Annotated in this window: 23 protein-coding genes and 1 tRNA gene; 8 read left to right on the top strand and 16 right to left on the bottom strand. The window is 62.1% G+C overall.

Features of this window, described 5'->3' with window-relative positions; genetic code table 11:
• Positions 1-98 precede the first annotated feature (98 nt).
• From AC1DOG_RS16035 to AC1DOG_RS16020, 4 genes are all read right to left on the bottom strand, one after another.
• Entirely contained in the window at positions 99-761 is a 663-nt protein-coding gene (locus tag AC1DOG_RS16035; RefSeq protein ID WP_477929339.1) for an outer membrane protein, read from the bottom strand.
• Between the two features lie 145 nt (positions 762-906).
• Positions 907-2,382, bottom strand: coding sequence for a pyridoxal phosphate-dependent decarboxylase family protein (locus tag AC1DOG_RS16030; protein ID WP_477929337.1), 1,476 nt, complete (start codon positions 2,380-2,382; stop codon positions 907-909).
• Positions 2,382-3,911 carry a hypothetical protein gene (locus AC1DOG_RS16025; protein WP_477929335.1) on the bottom strand — a complete coding sequence of 510 codons (1,530 nt, stop codon included), beginning with the start codon at positions 3,909-3,911 and terminating at the stop codon, positions 2,382-2,384. The genes AC1DOG_RS16030 and AC1DOG_RS16025 overlap by 1 nt, the downstream gene beginning before the upstream one ends.
• A gap of 35 nt (positions 3,912-3,946) precedes the next feature.
• Positions 3,947-5,248 carry an ATP-grasp domain-containing protein gene (locus tag AC1DOG_RS16020; protein ID WP_477929333.1) on the bottom strand — a complete coding sequence of 434 codons (1,302 nt, stop codon included), beginning with the start codon at positions 5,246-5,248 and terminating at the stop codon, positions 3,947-3,949.
• Positions 5,249-5,555: 307 nt separating this feature from the next.
• Here AC1DOG_RS16020 and AC1DOG_RS16015 point away from each other — a divergent pair, with 307 nt between their 5' ends.
• A complete protein-coding gene (locus tag AC1DOG_RS16015; protein WP_477929331.1) occupies positions 5,556-7,205 on the top strand; it encodes a phosphoethanolamine transferase in 1,650 nt (549 codons plus the stop codon).
• 9 nt (positions 7,206-7,214) lie between these two features.
• Here AC1DOG_RS16015 and AC1DOG_RS16010 read toward each other — a convergent pair whose 3' ends face one another.
• The 7 genes from AC1DOG_RS16010 to AC1DOG_RS15980 form a co-directional block, all read right to left on the bottom strand.
• Complete coding sequence (locus AC1DOG_RS16010) at positions 7,215-7,583, bottom strand: response regulator (protein ID WP_113011790.1); 369 nt, start codon at positions 7,581-7,583, stop codon at positions 7,215-7,217.
• Between the two features lie 20 nt (positions 7,584-7,603).
• Positions 7,604-8,248: a fused DSP-PTPase phosphatase/NAD kinase-like protein gene (locus AC1DOG_RS16005; protein ID WP_477929364.1), complete on the bottom strand. Its 645-nt coding sequence runs from the start codon at positions 8,246-8,248 to the stop codon at positions 7,604-7,606.
• A gap of 221 nt (positions 8,249-8,469) precedes the next feature.
• Entirely contained in the window at positions 8,470-10,149 is a 1,680-nt protein-coding gene (locus tag AC1DOG_RS16000) for a phosphoethanolamine transferase (RefSeq protein ID WP_477929329.1), read from the bottom strand.
• Positions 10,150-10,282: 133 nt separating this feature from the next.
• Positions 10,283-10,837 carry a dual specificity protein phosphatase family protein gene (locus AC1DOG_RS15995; protein ID WP_477929328.1) on the bottom strand — a complete coding sequence of 185 codons (555 nt, stop codon included), beginning with the start codon at positions 10,835-10,837 and terminating at the stop codon, positions 10,283-10,285.
• Positions 10,838-10,996: 159 nt separating this feature from the next.
• Positions 10,997-11,086 (bottom strand) — tRNA-Ser (locus AC1DOG_RS15990).
• Positions 11,087-11,271: 185 nt separating this feature from the next.
• Positions 11,272-11,478 carry a hypothetical protein gene (locus AC1DOG_RS15985; protein WP_018899881.1) on the bottom strand — a complete coding sequence of 69 codons (207 nt, stop codon included), beginning with the start codon at positions 11,476-11,478 and terminating at the stop codon, positions 11,272-11,274.
• Between the two features lie 693 nt (positions 11,479-12,171).
• Positions 12,172-12,453: a hypothetical protein gene (locus tag AC1DOG_RS15980; protein ID WP_477929326.1), complete on the bottom strand. Its 282-nt coding sequence runs from the start codon at positions 12,451-12,453 to the stop codon at positions 12,172-12,174.
• A gap of 218 nt (positions 12,454-12,671) precedes the next feature.
• On the opposite strand from AC1DOG_RS15980, the gene AC1DOG_RS15975 reads away from it, so the two are divergent.
• The 6 genes from AC1DOG_RS15975 to AC1DOG_RS15950 all read left to right on the top strand — a co-directional run bounded on the left by AC1DOG_RS15975 (position 12,672) and on the right by AC1DOG_RS15950 (position 18,659).
• The gene (locus tag AC1DOG_RS15975) at positions 12,672-14,564 is read left to right on the top strand and encodes a peptidylprolyl isomerase (protein ID WP_477929324.1); all 1,893 of its coding nucleotides are present in this window, start codon (positions 12,672-12,674) and stop codon (positions 14,562-14,564) included.
• Positions 14,565-14,579: 15 nt separating this feature from the next.
• Positions 14,580-15,596, top strand: coding sequence for an anthranilate phosphoribosyltransferase (trpD, locus tag AC1DOG_RS15970; RefSeq protein WP_477929322.1), 1,017 nt, complete (start codon positions 14,580-14,582; stop codon positions 15,594-15,596).
• A 9-nt stretch (positions 15,597-15,605) separates the two neighbouring features.
• Positions 15,606-16,418: an indole-3-glycerol phosphate synthase TrpC gene (gene trpC / locus AC1DOG_RS15965; protein ID WP_477929320.1), complete on the top strand. Its 813-nt coding sequence runs from the start codon at positions 15,606-15,608 to the stop codon at positions 16,416-16,418.
• 1 nt (position 16,419) lies between these two features.
• Positions 16,420-16,920 carry a cyclic pyranopterin monophosphate synthase MoaC gene (moaC, locus tag AC1DOG_RS15960; RefSeq protein WP_477929318.1) on the top strand — a complete coding sequence of 167 codons (501 nt, stop codon included), beginning with the start codon at positions 16,420-16,422 and terminating at the stop codon, positions 16,918-16,920.
• The gene (locus AC1DOG_RS15955; protein ID WP_477929316.1) at positions 16,917-18,140 is read left to right on the top strand and encodes a molybdopterin molybdotransferase MoeA; all 1,224 of its coding nucleotides are present in this window, start codon (positions 16,917-16,919) and stop codon (positions 18,138-18,140) included. Before moaC ends, AC1DOG_RS15955 begins: the two co-directional genes overlap by 4 nt.
• A 105-nt stretch (positions 18,141-18,245) precedes the next feature.
• The gene (locus tag AC1DOG_RS15950) at positions 18,246-18,659 is read left to right on the top strand and encodes an ACT domain-containing protein (RefSeq protein WP_477929314.1); all 414 of its coding nucleotides are present in this window, start codon (positions 18,246-18,248) and stop codon (positions 18,657-18,659) included.
• A gap of 28 nt (positions 18,660-18,687) precedes the next feature.
• Here the strand turns inward: AC1DOG_RS15950 and AC1DOG_RS15945 are convergent, their stop codons facing one another.
• From AC1DOG_RS15945 to AC1DOG_RS15925, 5 genes are all read right to left on the bottom strand, one after another.
• Positions 18,688-19,401, bottom strand: coding sequence for a class I SAM-dependent methyltransferase (locus tag AC1DOG_RS15945; protein WP_477929312.1), 714 nt, complete (start codon positions 19,399-19,401; stop codon positions 18,688-18,690).
• Positions 19,402-19,563: 162 nt separating this feature from the next.
• Entirely contained in the window at positions 19,564-21,468 is a 1,905-nt protein-coding gene (locus tag AC1DOG_RS15940; protein ID WP_477929310.1) for a DEAD/DEAH box helicase, read from the bottom strand.
• A gap of 96 nt (positions 21,469-21,564) precedes the next feature.
• Positions 21,565-23,424, bottom strand: a complete 1,860-nt coding sequence (locus tag AC1DOG_RS15935) for a CHASE2 domain-containing protein (protein WP_477929308.1) — start codon at positions 23,422-23,424, stop codon at positions 21,565-21,567.
• A 6-nt stretch (positions 23,425-23,430) separates the two neighbouring features.
• Complete coding sequence (locus AC1DOG_RS15930; protein ID WP_477929307.1) at positions 23,431-23,976, bottom strand: FecR domain-containing protein; 546 nt, start codon at positions 23,974-23,976, stop codon at positions 23,431-23,433.
• Between the two features lie 120 nt (positions 23,977-24,096).
• Complete coding sequence (locus tag AC1DOG_RS15925; protein ID WP_477929305.1) at positions 24,097-25,236, bottom strand: citrate/2-methylcitrate synthase; 1,140 nt, start codon at positions 25,234-25,236, stop codon at positions 24,097-24,099.
• A gap of 85 nt (positions 25,237-25,321) precedes the next feature.
• Here AC1DOG_RS15925 and AC1DOG_RS15920 point away from each other — a divergent pair, with 85 nt between their 5' ends.
• Positions 25,322-26,410, top strand: a complete 1,089-nt coding sequence (locus AC1DOG_RS15920) for a citrate synthase/methylcitrate synthase (protein WP_477929303.1) — start codon at positions 25,322-25,324, stop codon at positions 26,408-26,410.
• The last annotated feature ends 20 nt before the right edge of the window (positions 26,411-26,430 follow it).

The raw sequence follows: 26,430 nt of genomic DNA, 5'->3' as shown, positions 1-26,430 counted from the left end.
AGATAGAGACAATTCTAATGAATGTGGTTAATGGATCGCTAAATTAGTGAAGCGATCCGGCACATCCATGGCGGTCTTGAGCAGCTATCAATCGGCTGTCAGAAGTGAAACGAGACACCAACGTTAACGGCGTTGGTGATGATGTCGGTCTTGAGATTGTCGCCGCTATCGATCGGTACGTTCACGCGGGAGTAATTTCCCTTGTACTCGACGAAGGTCGACCAGCGATCGGTGATGCGGAAATCCACACCGGCCTGGGCCTGGAACGTCACGCCGCCGAACTCGTAATCGAAGGTCGTGCCCTGGGGGCGCGTCACTTCGACATGCGGGACGTTGATGCCGACGCCGGCGCCGATATACGGCGTCCAGCGCTGCCCCTCTATCGGGAAGCGATAGAGCGCGTTGGCCGTCAGAAGGTTCAGGCCATCGGTGAATTCGAAATGCGACCAGCCGGATGTCGCCAGCGTCTTCTCATCGGCATAGACCTTCGCGTGGGTATAATCGAGGGAGAAGCCGAGATTCGGATGATTGAAGTTCTCGAGCCACCAGGTGACGCGAGCACCATAATAGGGCGGCGAGCCGAAGGACTTGCCTTCCCAACCGGCATTGAAATGCGTGCCGTCGGAGACATCCACACCGCTATGCGGTGCCGTCTGGTAGCCACCATAGGCGGAGAACTGCAGATCCTCGGCCTTTGCCGGAGCGTAGAGACAGGCTGCGGTAACGAGTGCGTATGTGGAGAGGCGAAATGCGCGGCGCATGAATGGTCCCCGGGTTGCGATGGCCGGGATATTCGCCGCCGTTTGTAACAGGGCTATTTCAGTAGCACCGCTCGTCTGATTCATTTGCCGCGTCGTGTCTCCAAGACAACAGTGCCTAGTTGGCTACGCTGCCGACGTCGCCAGCTCAGGCTCGCGGATACCGGTCGAGGTAATCCGTCAGGATATTGAGAAAGACGTCGATATCCTCGCTGGTCGTCCGGTGATTGACGATCGCGCAGCGCACGACAAGCTTGCCCTGCAACGTCGTCCAGGACGGGACGGCCAGTCCCTGCTCGTGAAGATCAAGCACGAGATCGCGAATGAAGCCATCGTCGGCACCGCGAATGCCGAAGCAGACGATGTTGAGCCCAACCGGCGCCTTTATCTCGAAGCGAGGATCACGCTTGAGGTTTGCGGCGAGATAGCGGGCGAGTTCGCAGGTGCGCGCGATGGCATTTCCCATCCGCTCGGTGCCCAGCGTTTCGATCGTCATCCAGGCCTTCAGCGCCCGGAAGCCTCTCGACAGATCTGGGCCCAGATCGCAAGGCCATGTCTCGCCAGCGGCAAGCCCCCTGCCCGACCGCTGCAAATACGCGGCCGGTTGGGCGAATGCGCGCTTGTGCGCATCACTGTCGCGCACCAGAAGAAAGCCGGCGTCATAGGGCACGTGGCCCCATTTGTGGAAGTCGAGCGCGATCGAGGCAGACCGCTCGATGCCCGAAAACAGCTGGCGCATCTCGGGTGACAGCATGGCCAGCGCGCCGATGGCTCCATCGACGTGGAACCAGATGTTTTCCGCTTCGGCGAGCTTCGATATATCCAGAAGAGGATCGATCGCACCTGTGTTCACCGTGCCTGCCGTGCCGACCACGAGAAACGGGAGCAAGCCCTGCGCGCGGTCTTGCGCGATCGCTACGGCCAGCGCCTCGACGCTCATGCGGCCGGCGTCGTCAACAGCGATAGATCTCAGGTTCGCGGAGCCGATGCCGGAAAGCTCCATGGCCTGCGCGATGCAGACATGCGCTTGCGAGGATGTGTAGGCGACCAACTGTCGGTCGGCCTTGCGCAATCCGTCCCGCCGCACACTTTGGCTCAAAGCCTCGGTGCGGGCGATGGTCAGTGCCAGGAAATTGGCCATCGACGAACCGGTGACGAAGAGACCGCTTGCAGCTGAGGGATAGCCGAGCACTTGCGCCATCCATAGGGCGATCTGCTTTTCGACCTCGATGCCGACATGGTCGCGGCCACCGCAATTCATGTTGAGGCCTGCGGCGACCATCTCCGCCACCATGCCGACGGGTGTACCAGCGCCATGGACCCAGCCCATGAACAGCGGATGCAGATTGCCGGTGGCGTGGGGAAAGACATGCGTGCGGATATCATCGAGCACATCGTCGAGCGCACGGGGATTATCCGGCAACGCGCGGGCGAACCTGGCGCGCGTGTCCGACGGCATCGGCTGCCAGACCGGCTTTTGCCTGACATTGGCGATATGATCGATGGTGTCGTCGAGCATCCGGTGGGCAGCTTCCCGAAACGCCTGCCAGTCCGTGGGGTCGAGGCTCGTCGACTTCTCCAGATCCGAGCCCGCCGGCACGTCCGTCTTCGTACTGCGTGACATCAGAGTCCCCGATTGGCGCTGGAGACGGCGGCCCATTTCTCGAACACGATGTCGAGATCGTCGGCGAGCGGCCGCATCGCTTTTTCCATGGTGTCGCCGCTGGCCAATCTATCGGACACGGCGTTGATGTCGATAGCCGAGGCCGCGACCCTGAGGATCGTGCGGGCACCGAGATTAACCGCCTGCCCGACGTGGCAGACCGGTCCAACATCGCTTTCACGCAATGCCCGATGGATGCTTTGCGCCTCCGCAAGCGACGCGAAACCGTTGTCGTCGGCGGTCATGGTCAAGGGGAAGATGGCGCGATCGACGATGTGGTTGCCTTCGTCATCGGGATGGATCAACACACTTTCAAGGCCTTCCGCGCGGGCGCGTACGAGGTCGGCGAAGGCCTGCTTGATCCGGCGCTGAACGGTGGCATCGATTGCGGCCAAGGGCTCCAGCTGCTCGAGCGCGGCGCTCCACCTCAGGCCCAGGCCGAGATTGAAGTGCGACCCGAATTGCTTGTCATTGTCGCCGCGCAGGCGCGCCGGCCAATCATGAAGGGCCGTGTAATCGGAAAGCCCCGATGCAAATGCCCGCTTCGCAGCAAGTTCCTCGACAAGCGCCGGCGGTATCGCGAGCGCGCCCGCGAAGGGCGGTCCGGCGAGGAACTTTGAGCCGGTGACCGCGACGAGAAAACCGTCGGCGATATCCCTGGCGAGCGTGGCGGCGCTGCAGCGAAACTGGCAGGCATCGACAAGAATGCGAACACGTCCGGGCGCGCGCGCCGAAATGTAGCGGGCAGCCTGTCGCGAGACGCCGGTCAGGCCTGTCTTCGACGTATCCAGAACATGGACGAGAACATCCCTGTCGCGCCTCAGCGCGTCCTCGGCAAGCGATATGACGTCGGCGTCGACATCGTCGGGGTTCCGCGCCTGGCCCATCGCGTTGCGGATCGCCACCGCCTGAACTTCGATGCGATCGGGGTCGATGCCGGCGAGCATCTCGCCTGCACTCACCGTGTGGCCCAGTGCCGTCGCATCCGAAAAATGGCGACCTGAGGCAGCGCGCGGTACGCCGCTGCCGGTTTCCTCGGGCGCGATCAGGATGTTGGTGATCGGGCGTGGCGACAGCGAGAGCATCAGGCCGAGCGCGAGAAGTTCCACGTCGGTTCCGGATGCGGCAAGCACGATGCCGCTCTCGTCGCATCCAATGTTGCTGCCGATGCGGCTGCGTATTTCTGCGAACCATTCGTCGACGGCGACAGCGGTGGCGCCATCGACGCCGAACAGCCGCTTCAGCTGGTGGCCGGCAGCGGCGAAGCCCTCCGGCGAGACGTTGCTCGCGGTTGTGGACGCGAAGGAAATCTCGTCCTTGGCCGCAGTGGAGCGGGTTCCGTATCGATTGCGGCCGGTTGCTGCATCCGGCCAGATACGGCTATCGCCGCCGGCCGCGAACAGAAGCGACAGCGTGAGGTCGATACTGGCCGCGTCCAGCTTGTGCCGGTAATCAGGGACGAGTTCGGCCATCGTCCTGATAGCGAACATGTCGTCTCCGGATCTGGAGGCCCTCGAAGCTGCGATCACAGTGCTTCTACAAGCGACACGACACCTGCCTGATTGGAGCCATGTGCCTGCTGGCCTCGCAGAGTCTTACCGTCCCGCGTGCGGCTGGCTAGCGCATCTTCGAATGCGGCAAACAGGGTGGCCATCGACTGCTTCTTGTAAGGAAAGACGGTCTCGGAATCCATCGAATGGACGATCATCGCCACGTCAGCCTCAAACAGCAGCAGGCGACCGTCCGACAACTCGGCGCAATCGATCGCGAAGTAGTCGAGGCCGAGGCGGCGGTGCAGCGCTGCAAAGGCATCCGCGTGCCGCACGGCGAAATCAGCCTCGAAATTCGCCATCCACGACGCTTCCTCAAGCCGCCGCTCGGCATGCTCCGCCATGCCGGCGCTGAGATAGTGCACCATCCAGTGATCGGAGATCGCAAGGTGGCTCGCATAGGGCTTGCCATCGATGACCGCGATGCGCTGCTTGCGAAACTTGCCGTCCTCGTCGCTGTAGTCGACGAACGGAGCAATGTAGAACTCGGCTTCCGGGCGGCTGGTGAGATAGGCGGCAATCGCATCGGCAGAGCCGATCTTTTCCATTCCGTGACCGGCGTGGGTGCCGATCGGGCGAAGGATGATCGGGAAGGATGTCAGTCCGTCGATCAAGTTGATCGAGAGCAATTCCGCTGAGAGATCAACAAGCGTCTGCCGGGCAATCCGCGTTGTCAACGGAGCAAGAATGGCGGGTTCGTTGCGGAAGGCTTCGGCCACGCCCTCGCGCGACAGATCGATCACCCGGCGCGGCGCATTGTTTACGATCGGGCCGGTCCAGCTTGTCAGCAGATGCTCAAGGTTTTCCAGCACGGCTAGATTTTCGGGCGACTCGCCGACGGCGACGAAGGCCACGTCATGCTCGGGCACATCATCCAGGTGCGGCGTCAGCTCATCGACGTAGTGGAGAAAGATATTCGCATCTGAGCTCTCAAGCAGGAATTCGATCGGCGTGTTGGCCATGAAATCGCCGCGGGTGGCGATCACGAGGACGCGAAGGCCCGACCCGCTGCCGTTGCGAATATGGTAGTTGCGGCTCATCTCCAGCGCGCCCTTCTGGGTGATGGCGGCTTCGTGGCTCTTGCCGAGGGTCTGCAGAATGATCGCGAGGTCCATGAAGGCGCCCGCATCGGAGACGTCGGCGGATACCCGCGCCATCAGCGCATCCCAGTAAGGGGAAATGTCCTTGCCCTCATAGACCGTGCGAACGATCGCCGCCTTGCCAGCTATCGCGTGCAGGTCTTCAAATTCGTGCATCTGGGCGGCGGCAGTTTTCACGGGCATCAACTCCATTGAACCGGCCTGATCGACTGCGGCGTGACTCGCCGCGCTATCACCGGTTTGCAAATATTCGAGCTCACTTGTGTGCCCGGTGGCTTGCGTGGGCCTTGCTGTTTTGAGTGGACCACATCTCGGCGCCAGACGCCGTGACCGCCGGTCGCTTGTCGCCGCATACGCGCCGACGCCATCACGATTGTCTTGGAAATTCAGGCTGATGTCAGGGTTGTGCAGCACTTACGGGCTGGCGGCGGGACGAGGTTGGCCAGGCCGTCGCGATGTGCAAGCGACCTCGAGAAGTATCGGCATGACAGAGAAAAACGACGTGCGTAAATCCCTGCCGGCGCGTCCACGCATCGGCAGCGTCACCCTGTCCGCCATCGTCGGCCTTTATCTCGTCTTGTTCACCAATTTCACTTTCTGGAAGAAGGTGCATGCCTATCTCGGCTTCGAGCCGGGTGCCGTTGTCGCGCTCTATATCGCGATCGCCATGCTGTTCATCGGCGCCATCACGCTGTTTTCGGCAAAATATGTAATCAAGCCGGTGCTGATCTTCCTGATCATCGCGGCGGCGATGGCGGCGTGGTTCACCGATTCCTTCGGCGTCATCCTCGACAGCGACATGATCCGTAACGCGATGCAGACGACGCCGGCGGAGGCGCAACATCTGCTTACGCCCGGTCTACTGCTGCACGCTCTGTTATACGGCATTATCCCTATCGCGCTGATCCTGTGGGTGCGCGTGGTTCATCGCCCGATCCTGCAAAAGCTGCTGTGGAACAGCCTGACCGTCATAGCCTGTTTAGCGGTCTTTGCCGTTGCGGCCCTCACCTATTCGAAAACCTATACGGCGGCCATTCGGCAGCATCGCGATATGTTGAAGAGCCTCAACCCCATCGTCCCGATCGTCAGCACCGCGAAGTACTTCGTCCAGACGGGAGAAGAGGCCAGGCTGGTGGTCGCACCGCTTGGACTGGATGCGAAGGTCGCGACGCCGGCCGGCACGACGACTAAGCCTCGCGTGACGATCATCGTCGCAGGAGAAACGGCGCGAGCAATGAATTTTTCGCTCGGCGGATATCATCGCGACACCAATCCGGAACTTGAGAAGCAGGACATCGTCTATTTCCCGAATGCCACGAGTTGCGGCACGGCGACCGCAACGTCGATCCCCTGCATGTTTTCCCAGTTCACGCGGGACAACTTCGATCACGCCAAGGGCCTCGCCAACGAGGGGCTGATGGATGTGCTCGCCCATGCCGGGATCGACACGGCATGGTTCGACAACAACACGGGCAGCAAGGGCGTTGCCGATCGGATCACCTATATCGACCTCGCAAAGTCCACCGACGCGCGCTACTGCAGCGACGGCGAATGCCAGGATGGGATATTTCTCGACAAGTTCGACGAATGGCTGGCCAATGTGAAGAAGGACAGTGTTCTGGTTCTTCACCAGATCGGCAGCCATGGGCCAGCCTACTATCTCCGATATCCGGAAGCGTTTCGAAAGTTCACGCCCGAATGCCAGACGGCGGAGCTTGGCAATTGCAAGGATGCCGATATCCTCAACGCCTACGACAACACCATTCTCTACACTGATCATTTCCTGTCCGATATTATCAACAGGCTGAAGGCCCGCAGCGACAAGATCGCGGCCGGGATGATCTACATGTCCGACCACGGCGAATCGCTTGGCGAAAACGGTCTCTATCTGCACGGGACGCCCTACATCTTCGCGCCTGACGAACAGACGCATGTGCCGTTTCTCGTGTGGCTCGACCCGGACTTCCGGAAATCGATGGGGGTGGACATGGCATGCGTGGCGCGGCAGCGCGCGCAGCCGACATCTCACGACAACCTCTTTCACAGCGTTCTGGGAATGATGAACGTCACGACGAGCGCCTATGATGCGAAGCTCGACGTGTTCGCCGGCTGCATGCCTCGCAAAGGGGCTTGAAGAAAGGCTCTAGTTGGCGCGTTGCGCGCGGGTCACTGCCTGCATCCGGCGGTCGAGATCGGGCAGGCCGAACGGCTTGACCAGATAATCCGTGGCACCGCAGTTGAAGCCCTCTATCTGGTCGGATACCTGATCGTGCGCGGTCAGAATGATGATCGGGACATTGTTGCTGCGGCCGCGCAACCGGCGAAGCAGCGACAGGCCATTTCCATCGGGAAGGCGCAGATCGAGCAGGACGAGGCCATACTCGCCGCTATCGGCAGCGCGCGTCGCATCCGCAAGCGTCAGGCACCATTCGACCGAATGTCCGTGGGCGCTGACGTGGTCACAGACGGCATCGCCAAGCACCGCGTTGTCTTCCACCAGCAGGACATTCATAACTTCTTGCCCTTCGACCCCTAACCAGCGCCGCCGTTGACCGGATCGGTTTCAAGCTGAGCGTCGCGGACCGGTAGAGCCTGCTCAGCCTTGTCGAGACCGTGGCGCTTTTCGAAATTGCTCCAGCTTCGATCCATCGCATAGGCGGATGACAGATGCGGGATGCCGACATGACCGAAGGCGAAAGACAGCTGACGCTCGGCGACGTCTTCCGTGACATTGGCGATCTGCTGGCTGTAGAGCACAGAAGCCAGGCCCGTCCGGTCGGCGCCGGAGAGACAATGGATCAGGATAGGCTTCGGCGCGTCGCGCATGATGGCGACAAGTCGGTCAGCCTTTTCGGCGGTCAGGATTTTTGAAGCCGACATCGGGAAATCGACATGTTCGACACCCAGCCGCTCGGATACCGCGACCTCCTCCGACCACCACTTCGCGTAGCCGGAATTGCCGCGCAGGTTGATGATGGTCTTGATGCCGTTGTCACGAATATAGCGCTCGAGCTGTGACGGCGAAGGCTGGGCGGAGCGATAAAGTTGCCCGGCTATGACGGTGTGAAAATTCCCGGTCAATTGGAGATAGCCGGCGTATCCACCGAGCGTCAGACCGGCGAAAAGAACAAGGCCGCCAGCAACCTTAGCCGCACGTGGAATGCGAAGTCGTTTCAGTGCGCGCAAGAGTATCTCCAAGAAACAATCGAGAGATACACTCTATGCTGGGTGCTGCTGACACTAGCCTGAAGCGAGAACGACAATATTGCGACAGTGGAATCTACTCACGCTGCGTCCCGCAACGCTTGACGATCATCAGATGATAGCCGGCTACATTATTTCCGCAATAAAGGAGGCCGGAGCGGGCGCCCCGGCCTCCCCTATTTTATTATCTGCTATCAGTTCACGCCTGCAGACACGTTCGCGCTGGCGACGTGTGCAGCGGCCTTGCGGCAGCCGGAGAAGACATCCAGCGCAGGATCGTAGACCTTGGTCGAAACATCCATCAGACCGAGCACGCTATGGAAGACATTGTCGTGCGAGGTCGGCTTGTTGGCGTTTGCGGCAAGGCACGCCGTGTCATAGCCGGCAGAGGCCTGCAGATCATCGGACAGCCAGACGACGAAGGGCACATGGGTTTGCTGGATGGGAGCAACGACATAAGGCGTGCCGTGTAGATAAAGACCATTCTCGCCAAGGGATTCACCGTGGTCGGAAAAGTAGACGACGGACGCCGCCATCTTGTCCGCGCGCTGCTTCATCTTGTCGATAACCGCCGACACGATGTGATCCGTATAAAGGATGGTGTTGTCGTAGGCGTTGCGGATTTCTTCCGGCGAGCAGCTTCCAAAGTCGTTGGCGCGGCAATCCGGCTGGAAGCGACGGTATTCTTCCGGGTAGCGAGCGTAATATGCCGGGCCGTGGCTGCCGAGCTGGTGCAGCACAAGCACGCTATCGCCTTTCACCTGGTCCAGCCACGCATCCATCTTGTCGAGCAAGATCGCATCCAGGCATTCGCCGTCCTTGCAGAAACGGGGATCGGCGGTGTCGGGAAGGAACTGATACGGTACCCGGTCGGTGACATGGTAGCTGCCGGTATCATTGTCGAGCCAGGAGACCGACACGTTGGCATGGCCGAGCACATCGAGAACGTTCTCCGTCTCGAGTGCCTTTCGATGCGTATAGGCCGTTCTCGGGTAGACCGAGAACAGGCACGGGATCGAGATGGCTGTCGCGGTTCCGCAGCTGCTGGTGTTCGGGAAATAGACGACGTTCTGCTTGGCCAACTCCGGATTGGTGTCGCGCTCATAACCGCCGAGCGAGAAGTCCTGCGCCCGCGCCGTTTCGCCTGCGACGACAATCAGCACGCGCGGCTTCGTCGTGCCGGCGGTGTTGATGCGATGGGCGTCCGTGCCCAGCGGCTGGGCGACGATGTTTGCATCCTGGCCGGAGGAGATCGCGAAGCGAAGAGCACTGGTGATCGGAACGAAGGGATTGAGCGTGTCGAGCAGGTCTTTGTGGGCGCGCCCGACGCCTGCGAAAGTGCGATAGTCGCCAATCCCAATCGCTGCGAAGACCGCAGCGCATGCCAGGATGACCGCCGTGTTATGCGCGAGCTTCTTCAGAATTGGCCGGTGACGAATACGCACCCAGAGGATCAGCAGCGATGGAATGATGCCTGTCAGCAGTATGTGGAGGGCAAAGCGAGGCGTCACAAGATGCCCGGCTTCGGCGCCTGTTGATACCGCGGCATTGCGGATCATTTCCTTGTCGACGATCACGCCGAAGGAATCCGTGAACCAGGAAGCAGCCGATGCCGCGATGACGAAGAAGATCAGGAAGGGCTTGGTGATGTATTTCGCGGAAAAGAAGGTGACAACACCCATGCTCGCCGCCGCGATGCCGATCACGAAGATCGTGAAACCGAAACGATCCGCTGCAAAATATCCAAATGCCTTCGTCCAGAAGGTGCGGTTTGTGACGATCAGCAGATAGGCGGTCGTTAGCAGGCACAGCGTCACGCTTCCGATTTCAGGTCGAAAGAAGCGCGACGCGCCTCGGGATTTACTGTCGTTCAATTCGGTGTCTCCGCAATACATGCCGCGGGACGCCATCGGAAAACGATGGCCAAATCCCGCCTATCGTTGACGGGATGCCTGCCTTTGCTGACACAAGCCTGAAAGCGGATCTCAGCCCACAGCTATTCGCGCCTCAGCCTTTGATGCCATAATGCGTTTCCAGACGGTCCCAGCTGACGTCCATCGCATAGACGGATGAAATGTGCGGGATGGCGACATGGCCGTAGCGAAGGGAAAGCTGGCGCTCGGCGACGTCCTCCCTGACACCGGCGATCTGCTGGCTGTAGATCACCGACACCAAGCCTGTGCGGTCGGCGCCGCTCTGGCAATGGATAAGGATCGGCTTGGGCGCGGCCTTCATGATCGCAACGAGCTCATCGGCGCGCTCCGGCGTAAGCACCGTTCCAGACGACATGGCAAAGTCGATGTGTTCGACGCCAAGCTGTTGCGCCGTCTCGATCTCCGCATTGTACCACTGCGCGTTCACGTTCTCGCCGCGTAGATTGATGATCGTCTTGATACCGTGGTCGCGAACACGCTTCTCCAGCTGCGCCGGGGACAGCTGTGCGGAGCGGTACAGCTGGTCCCTCACCACGCGATGGAAGTTTCCGCTTAGCTGCAGATAGCCGATATAGCCGCCGAACAGCGCGCCGGCGAGCAGAACACCAGCGGCAACGGACTGCAACATCTTTCCACGATTGGCAAAAAAGCTCTTCACTGCAAACCTCAATGATCGAAGTACGCAGGGAGTTTGATCGCTGAGGCTGACGGCCACCTGAAGAGGCGTGCGCAGCGAACGTTGGCGCTGAACGCGCTCAGGCGATTTAGTTCGATAATTTGCCGAAAATGGCGGATGGGGTGGGATTCGAACCCACGGTACGGTTCCCCGCACGACGGTTTTCAAGACCGTTGCCTTAAACCACTCGGCCACCCATCCAGCGCACCAATCTGATGGCCCGGCGGCAAAAGCGCGCAGCTTGGGTGTCACCAAATCAGGTTTCGAAGGCTTTAAGCTGCTTCGTCGGCACCGTCAACCAGCCCGGCCGCGTCTTCGCGCCGTGTTCTCGCATAATGACACGGGAACACGAGCTAAGACGTCGGATGAGCGAAGGAAAAAGGCCATCAGTGCGCGGTGGTTTTGCGGTTTGCCAGCAGAAGAATGTAATCATCGGCGGCATCGGCAATCGCCATGGCCACCTCGGCCGCCGCCCAGCCGTTCTTCTGCGCTTCACGGATAATCTGGTGGAGCGCTGGTTCCACGTCGGCGCGGCAATCGAGCAAACGCTGGTCGTGGTTGGTGTCACTGCGAGCTGACTGAAGATTGATCATCTCTGTTACCCCTCATGTCCAAGGCTGCACCATGACATAGATTGCAGGTTGAGCAAGGGATTGCTGATCAAAACCCAAACTTTGCCGACGGATGAGGTTTTTCAACGACACTCGCCTAAAGCGATCAGCCATACAACCCTACCGAAAGCGCCCTCAAAGAGGTGACAAATATGTTCTATAGTTGGCGATATATCATTGAAAATGATGAAACATACTTCGAGATCGCCAAAACAAATCAATAACAGCAATCCCTTCATCAAAGTTATGCTTAGTATTATTTGACACAATCTAGATCACCTAGACACCAGATTTCCGCATTTATATTCAAACATATTTTGACTTTATGTATTTTCCTAAATTCCTCTAAAGGTTGATTTTATCTAAACCATAAAGCGATACCAAAACAACGCTCCAACCAAAATGGATCATCATACGGGCGACCTGCGCGCATCAAGCCGTGTACCACTCCCAATCACTCCACAATGTGTCGAGTAATTGGATAAAAATCCCCCGCTAGTTGTATTTCACATTTACGTGATTTCCCACCTCATGACGGACGTATGGGTAAGATGATCGGCCAACCAAAGCACAGTTTTCGCGAGCGGCCTGTTTGCCGAGCTCAGCGTGCCGAAAAGCGAATGCAAAAAGGGCCGAGCTTCACAGCCCGGCCCTTTCCATCTCGATCGAGAAATTCTATCGGCGGCTCATCAGGCCAAACAGGTATGCCACGCCGGCGGTCACCGCGATCGCGAGGATCGGCTCTGAACGTACCTTGTCGCGGACGCGTTCGGTCAAAACTGAGGCCTCATCTGCAACGGCGGTCTTTGCACCCTGCCCCAGCGCAACAACACTTTCGGACAGGCGCGCCAGATCTTCCCGCAATGCGGCGACCTGCGCGGACAGATCATCCGTTGCAATCTCCGCCTTGACGCGCGCTGCTGTGGACTGTGCGGAGGCGGTTTTCATGTCGGCCATTGTTTGCTCCTGTTTCTTCGGGATGCTGCTCAACGAAATAGCGCCGTCAAAGGTTCCGCAAGAGAGCATCTTTTGTCTTCGATCGGCGTCGCGAAACACGGCTGGTATAGCGCAGATGTTTTCGCGCGATAACCCTTCAATTCCTGATGCGTTTGCTCTAAGGAACGTCCAATGCTTTGCCCGCGAACGGGCGAATATAATGCGAGGTTTGCGTTTCGATGTTCGATCTTCTGCGTAGAGCTGCCCGGACCTGGGCGGCCAAGCTCCTGATGCTGCTCCTGGTCGCCTCTTTCGGCATTTGGGGTGTGTCACACTCCCTGCTGACCGGCAGCACCAGCACGACCGTGGTGACGGTCGGCGACCAGCAGGTCGACGTGAACGAGTTCCGCCTCGCCTATCAGCGCCAGGTTTCCAACCTCAGCCAGCAGTTCGGCATGCGCCTGACGCCCGATCAGGCCCGCGCCTTCGGCGTCGAGCAGCAGGTGATTTCGCAGCTGGTGGCCGGCGCTTCGCTCGACCAGCTCGCCGCCGACATGGGGCTCGGTCTCTCCGAGGATCGTCTCGCCCAGCTGATCGGTGAGGATCCGGCGTTCAAGGCCGTCAACGGCCAGTTCGACCGTTCGCTGTTTACCTCGCGCCTGCGCAACGCCGGCATTCGCGAGGACGACTATATCAAGGAGCGCAGCAAGGTCGCGGTCCGCAGCCAGATCGTCGATGCGATCTCGAATGGCTTCACGCCGCCGAAGACGCTGGTCGATTCGCTGAAGCTCTACCGCCAGGAAAGCCGTGGGATCGATTATCTGCTGCTGACGAACGCCAATATCGAGCCGATCAAGGCGCCAGCTGACGATGTTCTCGCCAAGTGGTTCGAAGGCGCCAAGGCGCGCTATCGTGCGCCCGAATATCGCAAGTTTACCTATCTGAAACTGCAGCCTGCCGACATCGCCGATGCCGGAACGGTGACCGACGATCAGATCCGCGAAGACTTCGAAAAGCGCAAGGACGCGTATCGTACGCCGGAAAGCCGCACGGTCGAGCAGCTGACCTTCCAGAACAAGGACCTCGCCAACGCGGCCGCCAATGCGCTCAAGACCGGCACGACCTTCGACCAGCTGGTGACCGACCAGGGCAAAACCGCCAATGACGTCATGCTCGGCGAATTCACCAAGGACAAGGTTCCCGATCAGTCCGTTGCCGACGCGGCCTTCGCCGTTTCCCGCAACGGCGGCACCTCGCCCGTCGTCGAGGGCAGCTTCGGCCCGGTTATCCTGCGCATCACCAACATCAAGCCTGAGAGCGCGAAGAGCTTTGACGAGGTCAAGGAAGACCTGCGCAAGCAGCTCGCCGTCGCCAATGCATCGCAGCAGATGATCACCGTTCACGATCAGATCGAAGACCTGCGCAGCTCCGGCTCGACGCTCGACCAGATCGCCACGCAGCTGAAGCTCAAGGCCGTGACCATCGACGCCGTCGATGCAACGGGCCTCGACAAGGCCGGCAATGAGGTCAAGGACATCCCGGAGAAGCAGCAGGTGCTGGGCGCGGTGTTCCGTGCCGAAGCTGGTGCTGACATCCCGTCGCTCTCGATCGGCACGGATGGCTATCTGTGGTTTGCTCTCGGCGACATCACGCCCGAGCGCGACCGTCCGCTTGCTGAAGTTCACGACAAGGCCGTCGCTGATTGGACCGCCGAGCAGCAGAAGAGCGAACTCGCCAAGAAAGCGGACGAGCTGAAGCAGCAGGCCCAGAAGGGCACCTCGCTTGCCGATATCGCCGCACCGCTCGGCATTCAGGTCGAGAGCAAGAGCGGCATCACCCGCGGCATGGACGACGTGGTTCTCGGTACCGGTGGTGTCAACGCCTCCTTCTCCGGCCCGATCGACACGATCGCGACCGCTATCGGCGCCGATCCAACGACGCAGATCCTGATGAAGGTAACGGAAGTCAACACCGAGCCGACCGGCGACGTGCTTGCCAACCAGGACCAACAGATCAACGCGATCGCCAACGCCGCCGGCGACGACATCCTGGACCAGATGGTCTCCCTGCTGCAGACGCAGTATGGCGTGTCGATCAACCAGCAGCTCGCCGAACAGGCAGCCTCGCGCTAAGGGGAAGATGAACGCATGACCGATCTGAAGCCCCTCCTGGCGAAGGCCGCAAGCCGCGAACCTCTGACACGTGAGGAGGCCCGCGAGGCCTTCGACATCCTGATGTCCGGCCAGGCAACGCCCTCTCAGATCGGCGGCTTTCTGATGGCGCTGCGCGTTCGCGGCGAGACCGTCGACGAGATCGTCGGCGCCGTCACGACCATGCGCTCGAAGATGCTGACGGTGGAGGCACCTGCTGACGCCATCGACATCGTCGGCACCGGCGGTGATGCCAGCGGCACGTACAACATCTCGACGCTGGCGGCCCTGATCGTCGCCGGCGCCGGTGTACCGGTCGCCAAGCACGGCAACCGGGCTCTGAGCTCCAAGTCGGGTGCTGCCGACAGCCTGGCCGCGCTGGGCGTCAAGCTCGACGTGACGCCTGAGGTCATCTCGCGCTGCATTCGCGAGGCCGGCGTCGGCTTCATGTTCGCGCAGCAGCACCACTCGGCAATGCGCCATGTCGGCCCGTCGCGCGTCGAACTCGGCACGCGCACTATCTTCAACGTGCTCGGCCCGCTCTCCAATCCGGCCGGCGTTCGCCGCCAGCTGCTCGGCGTCTACTCGCCGCAGCTCGTCATGCCGATCGCCGAAGTGATGCGCGATCTCGGTTCCGAGAGCGTATGGGTCGTGCATGGAAACGGCCTCGATGAAATCACCACCACCGGCAAGACCAGCGTCGCAGCACTCGAGAACGGCAAGATCAAAAGCTTCGAGCTTTCGCCTAGCGATTTCGGCGTCGATACGGTCGAACTTCAGGCGATCAAGGGCGGCGACGGCATCGTCAATGCGGCTGCGCTGCGGGATGTACTCAGCGGCGCGAAGAACGCCTATCGCGACATTGCGCTTGCCAACGCCGCCGCATCGCTCGTGATCGCCGGCAAGGCGGAGACGCTGCATGACGGCATGCGGCTTGCCGCCCAGTCGCTCGACAGCGGCGCCACCGCGGGTGCGCTCGACAAACTTGTCGCCGTGTCCAACGACCTCGACTAGGATACCGCCATGACCGACATTCTGCAGAAGATCGAACTCTATAAGCGCGAAGAAATCGCGGCTGCGAAGGCCAAGGTATCGCTTGCCGATCTGAAGGCCATGCAGCAGGACCAGACCGCGCCGCGCGGTTTCCACAAGGCGCTGGTTTCCAAGCGCGATGCAGGCCAGTTCGGCCTGATCGCCGAGATCAAGAAGGCAAGCCCGTCCAAGGGACTGATCCGTCCTGATTTCGATCCGCCGGCGCTGGCAAAGGCTTACGAACTTGGCGGCGCCGCCTGTCTGTCCGTGCTCACGGACACACCGAGCTTTCAGGGCGCGCCCGAGTTCCTGATGGCAGCGCGGGCGGCCTGCAAGCTGCCGGCTCTGCGCAAGGATTTCATGTTCGAGACCTATCAGGTGCAGGAAGCCCGTGCCTGGGGTGCCGATTGCATTCTCTTGATCATGGCTTCGCTCTCCGACAGCGATGCGGCGCGGCTGCAGGACGAGGCTTTCGGGCTCGGCATGGATGTGCTCGTCGAAGTCCACGACGCTGAAGAGATGGAACGGGCGCTGAAGCTCTCGTCGCCGCTGGTCGGGATCAACAACCGCAATCTCAGAACATTCGAAGTCAGCCTCACCGTCAGCGAAGAGCTCTCGGCCATGGTGCCGGACGACCGGCTGCTGGTCGGCGAAAGCGGCATCTTCACGCATGAGGATTGCAAGCGGCTGCAGGCTTTCGGCATCAATACCTTCCTCGTCGGCGAGAGCCTGATGCGCAAGGACGATGTAACGGCGGCCACGCAGGCGCTGCTGTTCGGCCAGGCATCGCTGGCGGCCGAATAAGATGAGTGGCGATGAGGCCGGCCTGACCCATATCGACGCGGCCGGCGAAGCGCATATGGTCGATGTCAGCGACAAGGCCGACACGACCCGCATCGCGACCGCTGAGGGCCATGTGAAGATGGCACCGGGGACGCTTCAGCTGATCCTCGAGGGCAACGCCAAGAAGGGCGATGTGATCGGCACGGCGCGGCTGGCCGGCATCATGGCCGCCAAGCAGACGAGCAATCTCATCCCGCTCTGCCATCCGCTTATGCTGACGAAGGTTTCGGTCGAGATTGCCGAGGATAGCGCCCTGCCCGGCCTGCGCGTCACCGCGACCGCCAAGCTCACCGGCAAGACCGGCGTCGAGATGGAGGCGCTGACGGCCGTTTCGGTCGCGTGCCTGACGATCTACGACATGGCCAAGTCCGCCGACAAGGCGATGGAGATCGGCGGCATCCGCCTGCTTGAGAAATCGGGCGGGAAGTCGGGCGATTTCAGGCATCCGGAGCACCTGAAATGAGCATGCTGCCCGTTGCCGAAGCGCAGGAACGCCTGCTGTCGCGGGCAAAGCCCATCATGGGGCTCGAAACTGTCTCCCTGGCTGAGGCCGAGGGACGCGTTCTCGCCACCGATGTCACCGCACGCTTGACACAGCCGCCCTTCAATTCATCGGCGATGGATGGCTATGCGCTGCGCGGCGAGGACGCCCTTGAGCCCGGCAGTGAACTACTGATAATCGGGACGTCGTCCGCAGGACACGCATTTGACGGCACGATCGGCGCCGGCGAGACCGTGCGGATCTTCACCGGCGCACCAGTTCCCGAGGGCGCCGACAGCGTGTTGCTGCAGGAAGACGCCGAGAAGACCGAAGGCGGCATCCGCACCACCTTCCCGGTGCGGCCGGGCCAGCATGTGCGTCCACGCGGGYAGGACTTTCTCGAGGGTGAGCCGGTGCTGATGGCAGGGACCGTGATCGATTTCTCGCGACTGACCGTTGCAGCCGGCATGAACCACGCGACGCTCGACGTTCGGCGCAAGCCTCTGGTGGCGCTGCTTGCCACCGGTGACGAACTGGTGACACCGGGCGAGCAGCCCGGTCCCTCGCAGATCATCGCTTCCAGTACATTCGGGATTGCGGCACTGGCGCGCAAGGCTGGTGCCGAGGTGCTCGATCTCGGTATCGTTCCCGACGACAAGGCGGCGATTACGGCTGCGGTCGAGAGAGCACGGCAAGCCAAGGTGGACGTGATCGTGACACTTGGCGGCGCATCCGTCGGCGACCACGATCTCGTGCAGGCAACGCTGCTCGCCGCCGGCATGGAGCTCGATTTCTGGCGAATAGCCATGCGGCCCGGAAAGCCGCTGATGGTCGGCAGTTTCGGCGATACGCATGTACTTGGTCTTCCGGGCAATCCGGTTTCCAGCCTCGTTTGCGGTCTGCTGTTTCTCGAGCCGCTGATCCGCAAGCTCGCGTCCCTACCTCCAGTCAAGCGAGCCGCCACGGCGGAAGCCGCCGTCAGCATGAAGGCGAACGACCAGCGGCAGGATTACGTCAGGGCAAGAGCGGTGCGTTCGCCAACGGGCGTTTTGCGGGTCGAGCCCTTCGGCAAGCAGGATTCGTCGATGATGAAGATCTTCGCGCAAGCCGACTGCCTGATCATACGGCCGCCGCACATGCCCGAGCTTGCGGCCGGAGAAGCGTGCGAGGTCATGCTGATCCGTCCGGAACTGCTGGGCTGAACGCTTGATCGGGCGCCTGCCGACTGATTGCTGTTATTGCGGTGACTTGTGCGGATAGCGTGCGTGTTCCACACTACGCACTCACCCACAGCCGGGAACATGATCATGACCACCCAGCCGGTTCGCGATACGAAGGCCATGCTGAGTGGCATGACGCCGAGCCTTGACGCCGCAGACTATGTGTTTTGCACGACAAAGGACGAGCAACTGGCCATGCAGGCTGCGCCTTCGTCGCTCGGCTGGTTTCGCGAGGCCGAAGGTGTGTCCGCGATACTGGAACTCGGCGACGCTCAGCGGCTGGGATTCGACACCACCCTCCCCATGCGGCGGATCACGCTCAACGTGTTTTCATCGCTTGAAGGTGTCGGGCTGACGGCCGCCGTTGCAACCGCGCTCGCCAATCACAACATCTCCTGCAACATGGTCGCCGCCTATCATCACGACCACGTCTTCGTGCCAACGGCGGACGCGGAAGAGGCCATGCGGGTGCTGCTGGCCCTGCAGGCGGCGGCAGGCTGACGTTGGATCGCCTGGAACTGGCTAGCGGTCAGAAACTGGCCAAGCTGAAGACACCAGCGCGGACCTCGCCTCCGTCGCTGCCAAGACCGAAATCCGGCACGAAATACTCGGCGATGCAGTGCAGCTTCTCCGTTGGCAGCGGCACGCGATAGGGATCGCCGATCAGGACGTCGATGCCGGCGGCGCGGCAGGTTTCGAGAAACGCCAGCGCGTGTTTTGCCAAAGCTTCGTCGTAGAAAAGATCACCGGCGAGAACGATATCGACCGCAGGCGGCTGACCGTCGAGGAGGTCGGCATGCAGGAGATCAAGCTCGACGCCGTTGACGCTCGCATTAAGGCGGGCGGCGGCGATGGCGTTTTCGTCGATGTCGGCGGCGACCACGGATGTTGCGCCTGCCTTGGCGGCGATGATCGCGACGAGGCCGGAGCCGGTTCCAAGATCGAGAACGCGGCGGCCGCGCACGAGATGCGGGTTTTCAGCGATATGACGCGCCAGCACCGCACCACCGCCCCAGCCATAGGCCCAGTACGGCGCCGACGCGTCGGGATCAGTGCCGCCGAGCCGCGACAGGCGGCTGCCGGAATGCGCGGTGTAGAGCTGGATACCTTCGAGACCCGGCACGGGCAGAAGCCGGAGATTCCTGGCGATGAAGGCGCTGGCGTCGAAGGAGGATGTGCGCTTCTGTGGCTGGGCACCATCGTCAGTGGAAACGGATGTCATGCGCTCGGTCTTATCATGCATGGCGTCACCCGGTCCGGATCAGCAACCGCGAGATTCATGTTTCGCGATTGCTTGATATAAGAAACGGCGAGACATGGCTGCCAGCTCGAACATTGCCCTGAAAACCAGGACGCTTCGAACAACTGGCGGCGCATGCGATCCTCGCCGTCACGCTTGTGGGCCTCAGCCCTTCTTCTTGGAGAACTTCGGCTTCGGGCCGTTACCGTCGAACTTGGGCTTGCCTTCATATTTCGGCTTACCTTCGAACTTCGGCTTGCCGGGCTTGCTCCACGGCTTGCTGTCGCGCTCGCCGGATGGGGCGGCATCGCTGCGCGGTCCCTTCTTGAAGCCGCCGTCGCGCGGGCGGTCGTCATAGCTCTTCTTGGCGGCGTAGGGCTTCGGGCCGGACTTGTTGAAATCCGGCTTGCCGTAATCCTGGCGGCCGAATTCCGGCGTGCCCGGCAGACGGCTGACGCGGATGCCGCGTTCCATCGTCTTGTTCGGACCGGTGGCGGCAAGAAACGCATCGGCGCTGCCGGCGGCGATCTCGACGAAGGTCTCTTCGGGCTGCATCTTGATGGCGCCGATGTCGCGCTTGGTGAGGTTGCCGTTGCGGCAGATCATAGGGATCAGCCAGCGCGGCTCGGCATTCTGCTTGCGGCCGACCGACAGCGAGAACCAGACGCTGGGGCCGAAATCGTCGCGCGGGCCACGCGGGCTGGTGTCGCGCGGGCCATCGGCGTTGTCGCGCGGCTTGCGCGGACCGGCCTGCAGGCTGATCTCCATCAGATCCTCCGGCGCCGACTGCTTGGCGCGGTAGAGATTGACGAAGGCGTTGGCGAGCTTCTCGGCGCCATGCGCTTCGAGCAGGCGCTTGACGATGTCCTGCTCTTCCTCGCGGGGAGCCTCTTCGAAGATCGGATCGGCGAGTAGACGTTCCTCGTCGCGGGCGATGACTTCCTCGGCCGACGGCGGCAGCGCCCAGGTGGCGGCAATGCCGGCATTGTCGAGCAGACGTTCGGCCTTGCGGCGGGCGTTGAGCGGCACGATCATGGCGCTGACGCCCTTGCGACCGGCGCGGCCAGTACGGCCCGAGCGATGCAGCAGGGTTTCCGGATTGGTCGGCAAGTCGGCATGAATGACGAGATCGAGGCCCGGAAGGTCGATGCCGCGGGCGGCGACGTCGGTCGCGATGCAGACGCGGGCGCGGCCATCGCGCATCGCCTGCAGCGCGTGGCTGCGCTCGTTCTGCGTCAGTTCGCCCGAGAGCGCGACGACGTCGAAATTGCGGTTATGGAAACGGGCGGTGAGATGGTTGACGGCGGCGCGGGTCGAGCAGAAGACGATGGCGTTGGTCGCCTCGTAGTAGCGCAGAACGTTGATGATCGCGTTTTCGCGGTCGCTCGGAGCGACGGCCAGCGCACGATATTCGATATCGACGTGCTGCTTCTCCTGCGTCGTGGTGGCGATGCGCACGGCATTCTTCTGGTAGCTCTTGGCGAGCTTGGCAATCGCTGCCGGCACGGTTGCCGAGAACATCAGCGTGCGGCGATCTTCCGGGGACGCGTCGAGAATGAATTCGAGGTCTTCGCGGAAGCCGAGGTCGAGCATCTCGTCGGCTTCGTCGAGAACGACGGCCTTCAGATCGGAGATGTCGAGCGCGCGGCGCCGGATGTGGTCGCAGAGACGACCCGGCGTGCCGACGACGATGTGGGCGCCACGCTCGAGCGCGCGGCGCTCGCTGCGGATGTCCATGCCGCCGACGCAGCTGACGATGACGGCGCCGGTCAACTCATAGAGCCATTCCAGCTCGCGCTTGACCTGCAGCGCAAGCTCGCGGGTCGGCGCGATGACGAGCGCCAGCGGGGTGGCGGCCGGCTCGAAGCGATCGTCGTCGCCAAGCAGGGTCGGCGCCATGGCGAGGCCGAAGGCAACCGTCTTGCCGGAGCCGGTCTGCGCCGACACCAGCGCGTCGGATGCGGCAAGCGCCGGATCGAGCATGGATTGCTGAACGGGGGTGAGCTCGGAATAACCGCGCTTCGCCAACGCCTTGCCGATCGCCGGAACGACGCCGCTTATCTCTGTCATTTTGTCTGTCTTTCGGAATAATCGGGCGCACGGTGCGCCGTCCGGAACTTGCCGGTTGAAAAGTTGGGCTGTTCCTACTGCGTCACACGACAAATGTCAAAGCGGATGTCCGCGCCACAGGAAGACATCGATGCTTTCGGCGCGGCCCCTGATCCTGGCTGAGACCGGCCCTTCAATATGCCCTTGATGGTTGGGTGCTGCCCCCGCCCCCGCCGCGCTCATCAAGGCGGCACTGAGCGCCAGCTCGAAACCGTGGCTTGCCGCGACTTCCATGAGGCGGCTTGCGACGTTGACGGTATCGCCGGTCGCGGTGATTTGCTGGCGTGTGCCGGTGCCGAGCCGCGAGGCAACGACCGTGCCGCAATGGGCGCCGACCTTGAAGCCGATCTTGCGGCCCGAAAGCCCCGGATCGGCTGAAAGCCAGGCCCTCAGGCGATTGCCGAGCCCGACTGCGCAGGCGGCCGCCCGCAAGGCGTCGTCGTCGGCCGGTCGCGGGAGGCCGAAGAGGATCATCGCGCCATCGCCCATGAAGCTGGTGATCGCGCCGCCATGGGCGCGCGCCTCGTCATCGACCAGCTCGAAGAAGCCGCTCAGAACCTCCTGCACGCGCGCAGCACCGATCGCCTCGCTCAATCCGGTGAAGCCCGACAGGTCGACGAACACCGCCGCGGCTTCCTGACGCACCGGGCGCGACAGGAAGGTTGGATCGCGCGCCAGCCATTCGCCGAGGCCCGGCGCCTCGATTCGCTGCAGCAGGTCGCTCTGCGCTGCGAAATGCGTGGCGCGGCGGCGATCGAGCCACAGCTCCATCGCGCCGAATAGCAGCACCGGCGGCAAGGTCGCGGCGATCGGCAAGGCGGCGCTGAACCAATAGCCATGCGAGAAGGCGACAATGTTGAACGTGAGCCACGCCAACACCGCAGCCGCGATGGCGCTATAGGCCACGGCGCTGCGGCGCCAGCCAAGCAGGCTGATGATCAGCACCGGCAAGGTGACGCCGAGCAGCGCATCGAACGAGCGCACGTTGCCATCACGCACGATATTGTCGCCAGCAATCAGCCGGGTGATGGCCGTGGACATCACCTCGACGCCGGGAAGCACGGGATCGAACGGCGTCGGAAAGACGTCGCCGCCACCGGTTACCGTCGAGCCGATCACGACCACCCTGCCCTCGACCATCTTGGCGTCGATCTTGCCGGCAAGCGCGTCGGCGGCGCTGAAGGTGGGGATCGTTCCGCGTGGTCCGTAGAAGGTCAGCGGCAGGCGCTGGCCGATGTCAGTCGGCAGGCGCAGTTCGCCCAAAGCAAGAGCAGCCGGCGTGAACGCCGGATTGACGCCGAGCGCCACCGATGCCACCCGCAGCGGAAACGAGGCATCGACGCGCTGCGCGCCGCGAGAGATCAGCGGAATATAGCGCGGCGTTCCGCCCTGATCGGTCGACACGTTGACAACACCGATCGCGGCGGAATCGGCGAAACGGGCAATCGGCAGCATCATCCGGTCTGCCACCGGAATGGTCGCGAGCGGATCCTCGGCGCTCGATGTCACCGATTGAAGACTTGACGGAAAGACGCCGGCCGCGGCGATGACAGTCGGCACGCCCTTCAGCGCATCGGCAAGCGCCTGATCGCCCTCCTCCGGTCCGGGATCGACGAGCAACAGATCAAGCGCGATGACCTTCGGCTTCAGCGCGCCGATGGTTTCCACCAGCCGCGCGAGCGTTGCCCTGCTCAGCGGATATCCGTTGGCGGTCGCCGTCTGGTCATCGATCGCGACGATGGTGACAACCGAAGGCGCGCTGCTTGGCCCAATGAGATGGCTTCTGAGGTCCGCCAGCGATGCTTCCATGCGATCGAGAAAGCCGGCATTGCCTTGCATGTGGAGATAGCCGAGCGCGCCGCCCCAAAGGGCGGCCGCGATCAGCGATATGGTGATCAGAAGCCGTCTGGCCTGCATGGGCGACTACTGGCCCAGCCGCGCAAGAAGCGCATCAGCGCGTGCCTGCGGCCAGCGCCTGACGGTGAGCGCGCCACTGGTGCGCGACACGTCCACGCCCTCGCCCGGCGTCAACACGACCCTCGGCCCAACCGATGGCCTGCCCACAGCCACACGCCCACGTACGACGAAGACCGATGTCGTACCGTTCTTGACGTCAACGGCCCAACGCGTGCCGCGCACCGCGGCGATCGCCTGCGGCGTCACGACCTGGAAGCCGCCGCTGCGTCTTGCGCTGTCGACATCGACGAGCACGGCGTTGTTGCGCAGCGACACCGAATCGGGGCGACCGTCGCCGTTGCTGTCGAGAAGCTGGAATCGCGCACCACCTTCGGCGGTGACGGTCACGCCATCGGCGCAGCGCATGATCTGGCGCGACGTGCCGGCGACGCGTTCAAGCGTGCAGCCGGCGGATTGCGCCGATGCCAAGCCAGCCCAGAGTCCCGCCCAAAGCAAAGTCGTCGCGGCGATGGCGGTGGCCAGACAAGGACGACCGTACGATACTGTCTCCATGATATCCCCCTACAGCAATTTCCGCCCCACGACCGAATAGCGCACTCTAACCCCGCCTCGCCCGGCACCGCAATGCGCTTGGCGGCAGTTACACAGGCGATCAGACCATCCCGCGTTCCATCAAAGCGCCTCCGGCGGTGGTCCGATATAGCGGGCACGCGGGCGGATCATAGTTCCACTGGTCACCTGTTCGATGGCGTGCGCGAGCCAGCCGGCTGTTCGGGAAAGCGCGAAGATGACAAGCGGCGCGTCGTCAGGCAGGTCGAAGTGCCCGGCCATCGCCGCGAGCGCGAAATCGATATTCGCAGGCTCGCCCAACAGTTCGGCGCCGAGAGCGGCAATGTCGGCGTAGAGCTTCGGCATCTCGAACGAACGCATGATCGCCGCCGCACGCGGATCGCCGTCAGGATAGAGCTTATGACCAAAGGCCCGCACAACGCCTTCCGTCGCCAACATCGTCCTGATCGCCTCGCGCGCGCCGATTTCCCGCGACAAATCCATCAGCCGTACCGCGCCTTGCCAGGCACCACCGTGACGAGGCCCGGTCAGCGTCGAGAGGCCGGATAGCGTGGCCGCGGCCAGTGAAGCGCCCGACGAGGCGGTGACGCGCGCCGCGAATGCGGAAACGTTGAGTTCGTGTTCGGCGGCGAGCACGAGTGCCCGCCTGATCGGCTCCGCGGCCTCCGGCCGATCCCAGCTCTGTGCAAGGCGCTCGTGCAGCGGCAAGTCGGTTTGACTTGGAGCAAGTGCGGCTGCCACCGTGGCAAGCACCTGCCCTGCTTCCGTCTTCAACGCGGCGGGCGCGCGGCCCAAAGCCGGCAGATCCGCCGCCGCTTTCCTCGCCAGCAAGACGAAAGCGCCTGATATCCTTGAGGGCTCGTCTGCCAAGAGTTCGATCGAAGGGCATATGGCTGCCGGGCTGTCCCATAACAGGGCCGCCACCTGCTCGAACGTCGCCCGCTCGGACAAGGCCACCGCCTCGCGACCGCGATAGTAAAGCTGGCCATCCGCGATCATCGAAATCGCGGTCGGCAGCACCGGCTCGCCCCAGTCGATCGTCTCGGCGGCGATGGCCTCCGCCTTTCGCCTGCCCGCATGGCGCTTGGCGAGACGCGCGACGTCCTCGGAATGATAGAGGCTCCGGCGGCTATCGGCTGCATCAGGCTTCGCGCGGATACGACCGCGACTGACATTGGCATAGAGCGTCTGCGGCTTCGTCCCGAGCCGTTCCAACGCTTCCTCGGCCGTCAGCCACGTCATGCAAGCCCCTTACATTGATCTATTTCATCAAGATTGACGTCAATCTATCTAGGTCCGATCTTTCCAAGCGTAAAGGAGAAACGCAATGAAGAACGGCTTGGAAGATGTGATTGCAGCGGAAACCCAACTGTCCGATGTGGATGGTGAACGCGGGCGCCTGGTGATACGCGGCGTCTCGCTGGACGACCTCGTTCCCGGCGAGACATATGAGGGTGTCGCAGCATTGCTGCTCGATGGACTGATGGAGCGTTCGGTCGATGCGACGATATTGCGGTCACTGCTCGCCGCCGCGAGGGTCGAGCTCTATTCGCACGTCACGCATCTGGACGAAGGACTTCTGTCGCTGCCACCCGTCGACGCCATGCGCGCGATGATCGCGCGCCTTGGCGATGGGCAGGATTTCGATACGGCTCTGCATTTGATGGCAGCGCCAGCTGTGTTCCTACCCGCCATTCTCAGGCTGCAGGCCGGTCAGCGGCCGGTGGTGCCGGATGCGTCGCTGTCGCAATCAGCGGACATATTGCGGATGTTGACCGACAGGATGCCGAGCGCGGAGCAGGCGGCGGCGCTGGACGCCTATCTGGTGACGATCTCCGATCATGGATTGAACGCCTCGACCTTCGCCTCGCGCGTCGTCGCCTCCACCCAGGCGGGGCTGACGTCATCCGTGCTGGCTGCCATCGGCGCCCTGAAAGGACCGCTTCACGGCGGCGCGCCCGGCCCTGTGCTTGATATGCTGGATGCAATCGGAGCCGAAGCCAACGCCCATGCATGGCTGACATCAGCGCTTGATCGCGGAGAGCGGCTGATGGGGTTCGGGCACCGGATCTATCGTGTTCGCGATCCAAGGGCCGACGCGCTGAAGAATGCGCTCTCGCCTCTGGTTCGCTCCGGCCAGGTCGATCGTGAAAGAATGGCGCTGGCATCGTCCGTCGAGCGCGCCGCTCTTGCCATCCTCAAGGAGCGGAAGCCGGATCGGCCGCTCGACGTCAATGTCGAATTCTACACGGCGTTGCTCCTCGAATCGCTTGGTTTCGAGCGGCAGGCCTTTACCGGCGTCTTCGCAATCGGTCGCACGATCGGCTGGATCGCCCATGCCCGGGAGCAGGCACTCAACGGCCGATTGATCCGCCCCCGCTCGATCTATACTGGCCCTCTACCAAAGGTCGCATAATCCGAAAAACTCAACACTAA

It is taken from the genome of Rhizobium sp. 01N48 (genome assembly GCF_056399145.1).
The sequence above is the reverse complement of the archived record's forward strand: the minus strand, read 5'-3'. Positions and strand labels throughout refer to the sequence as shown.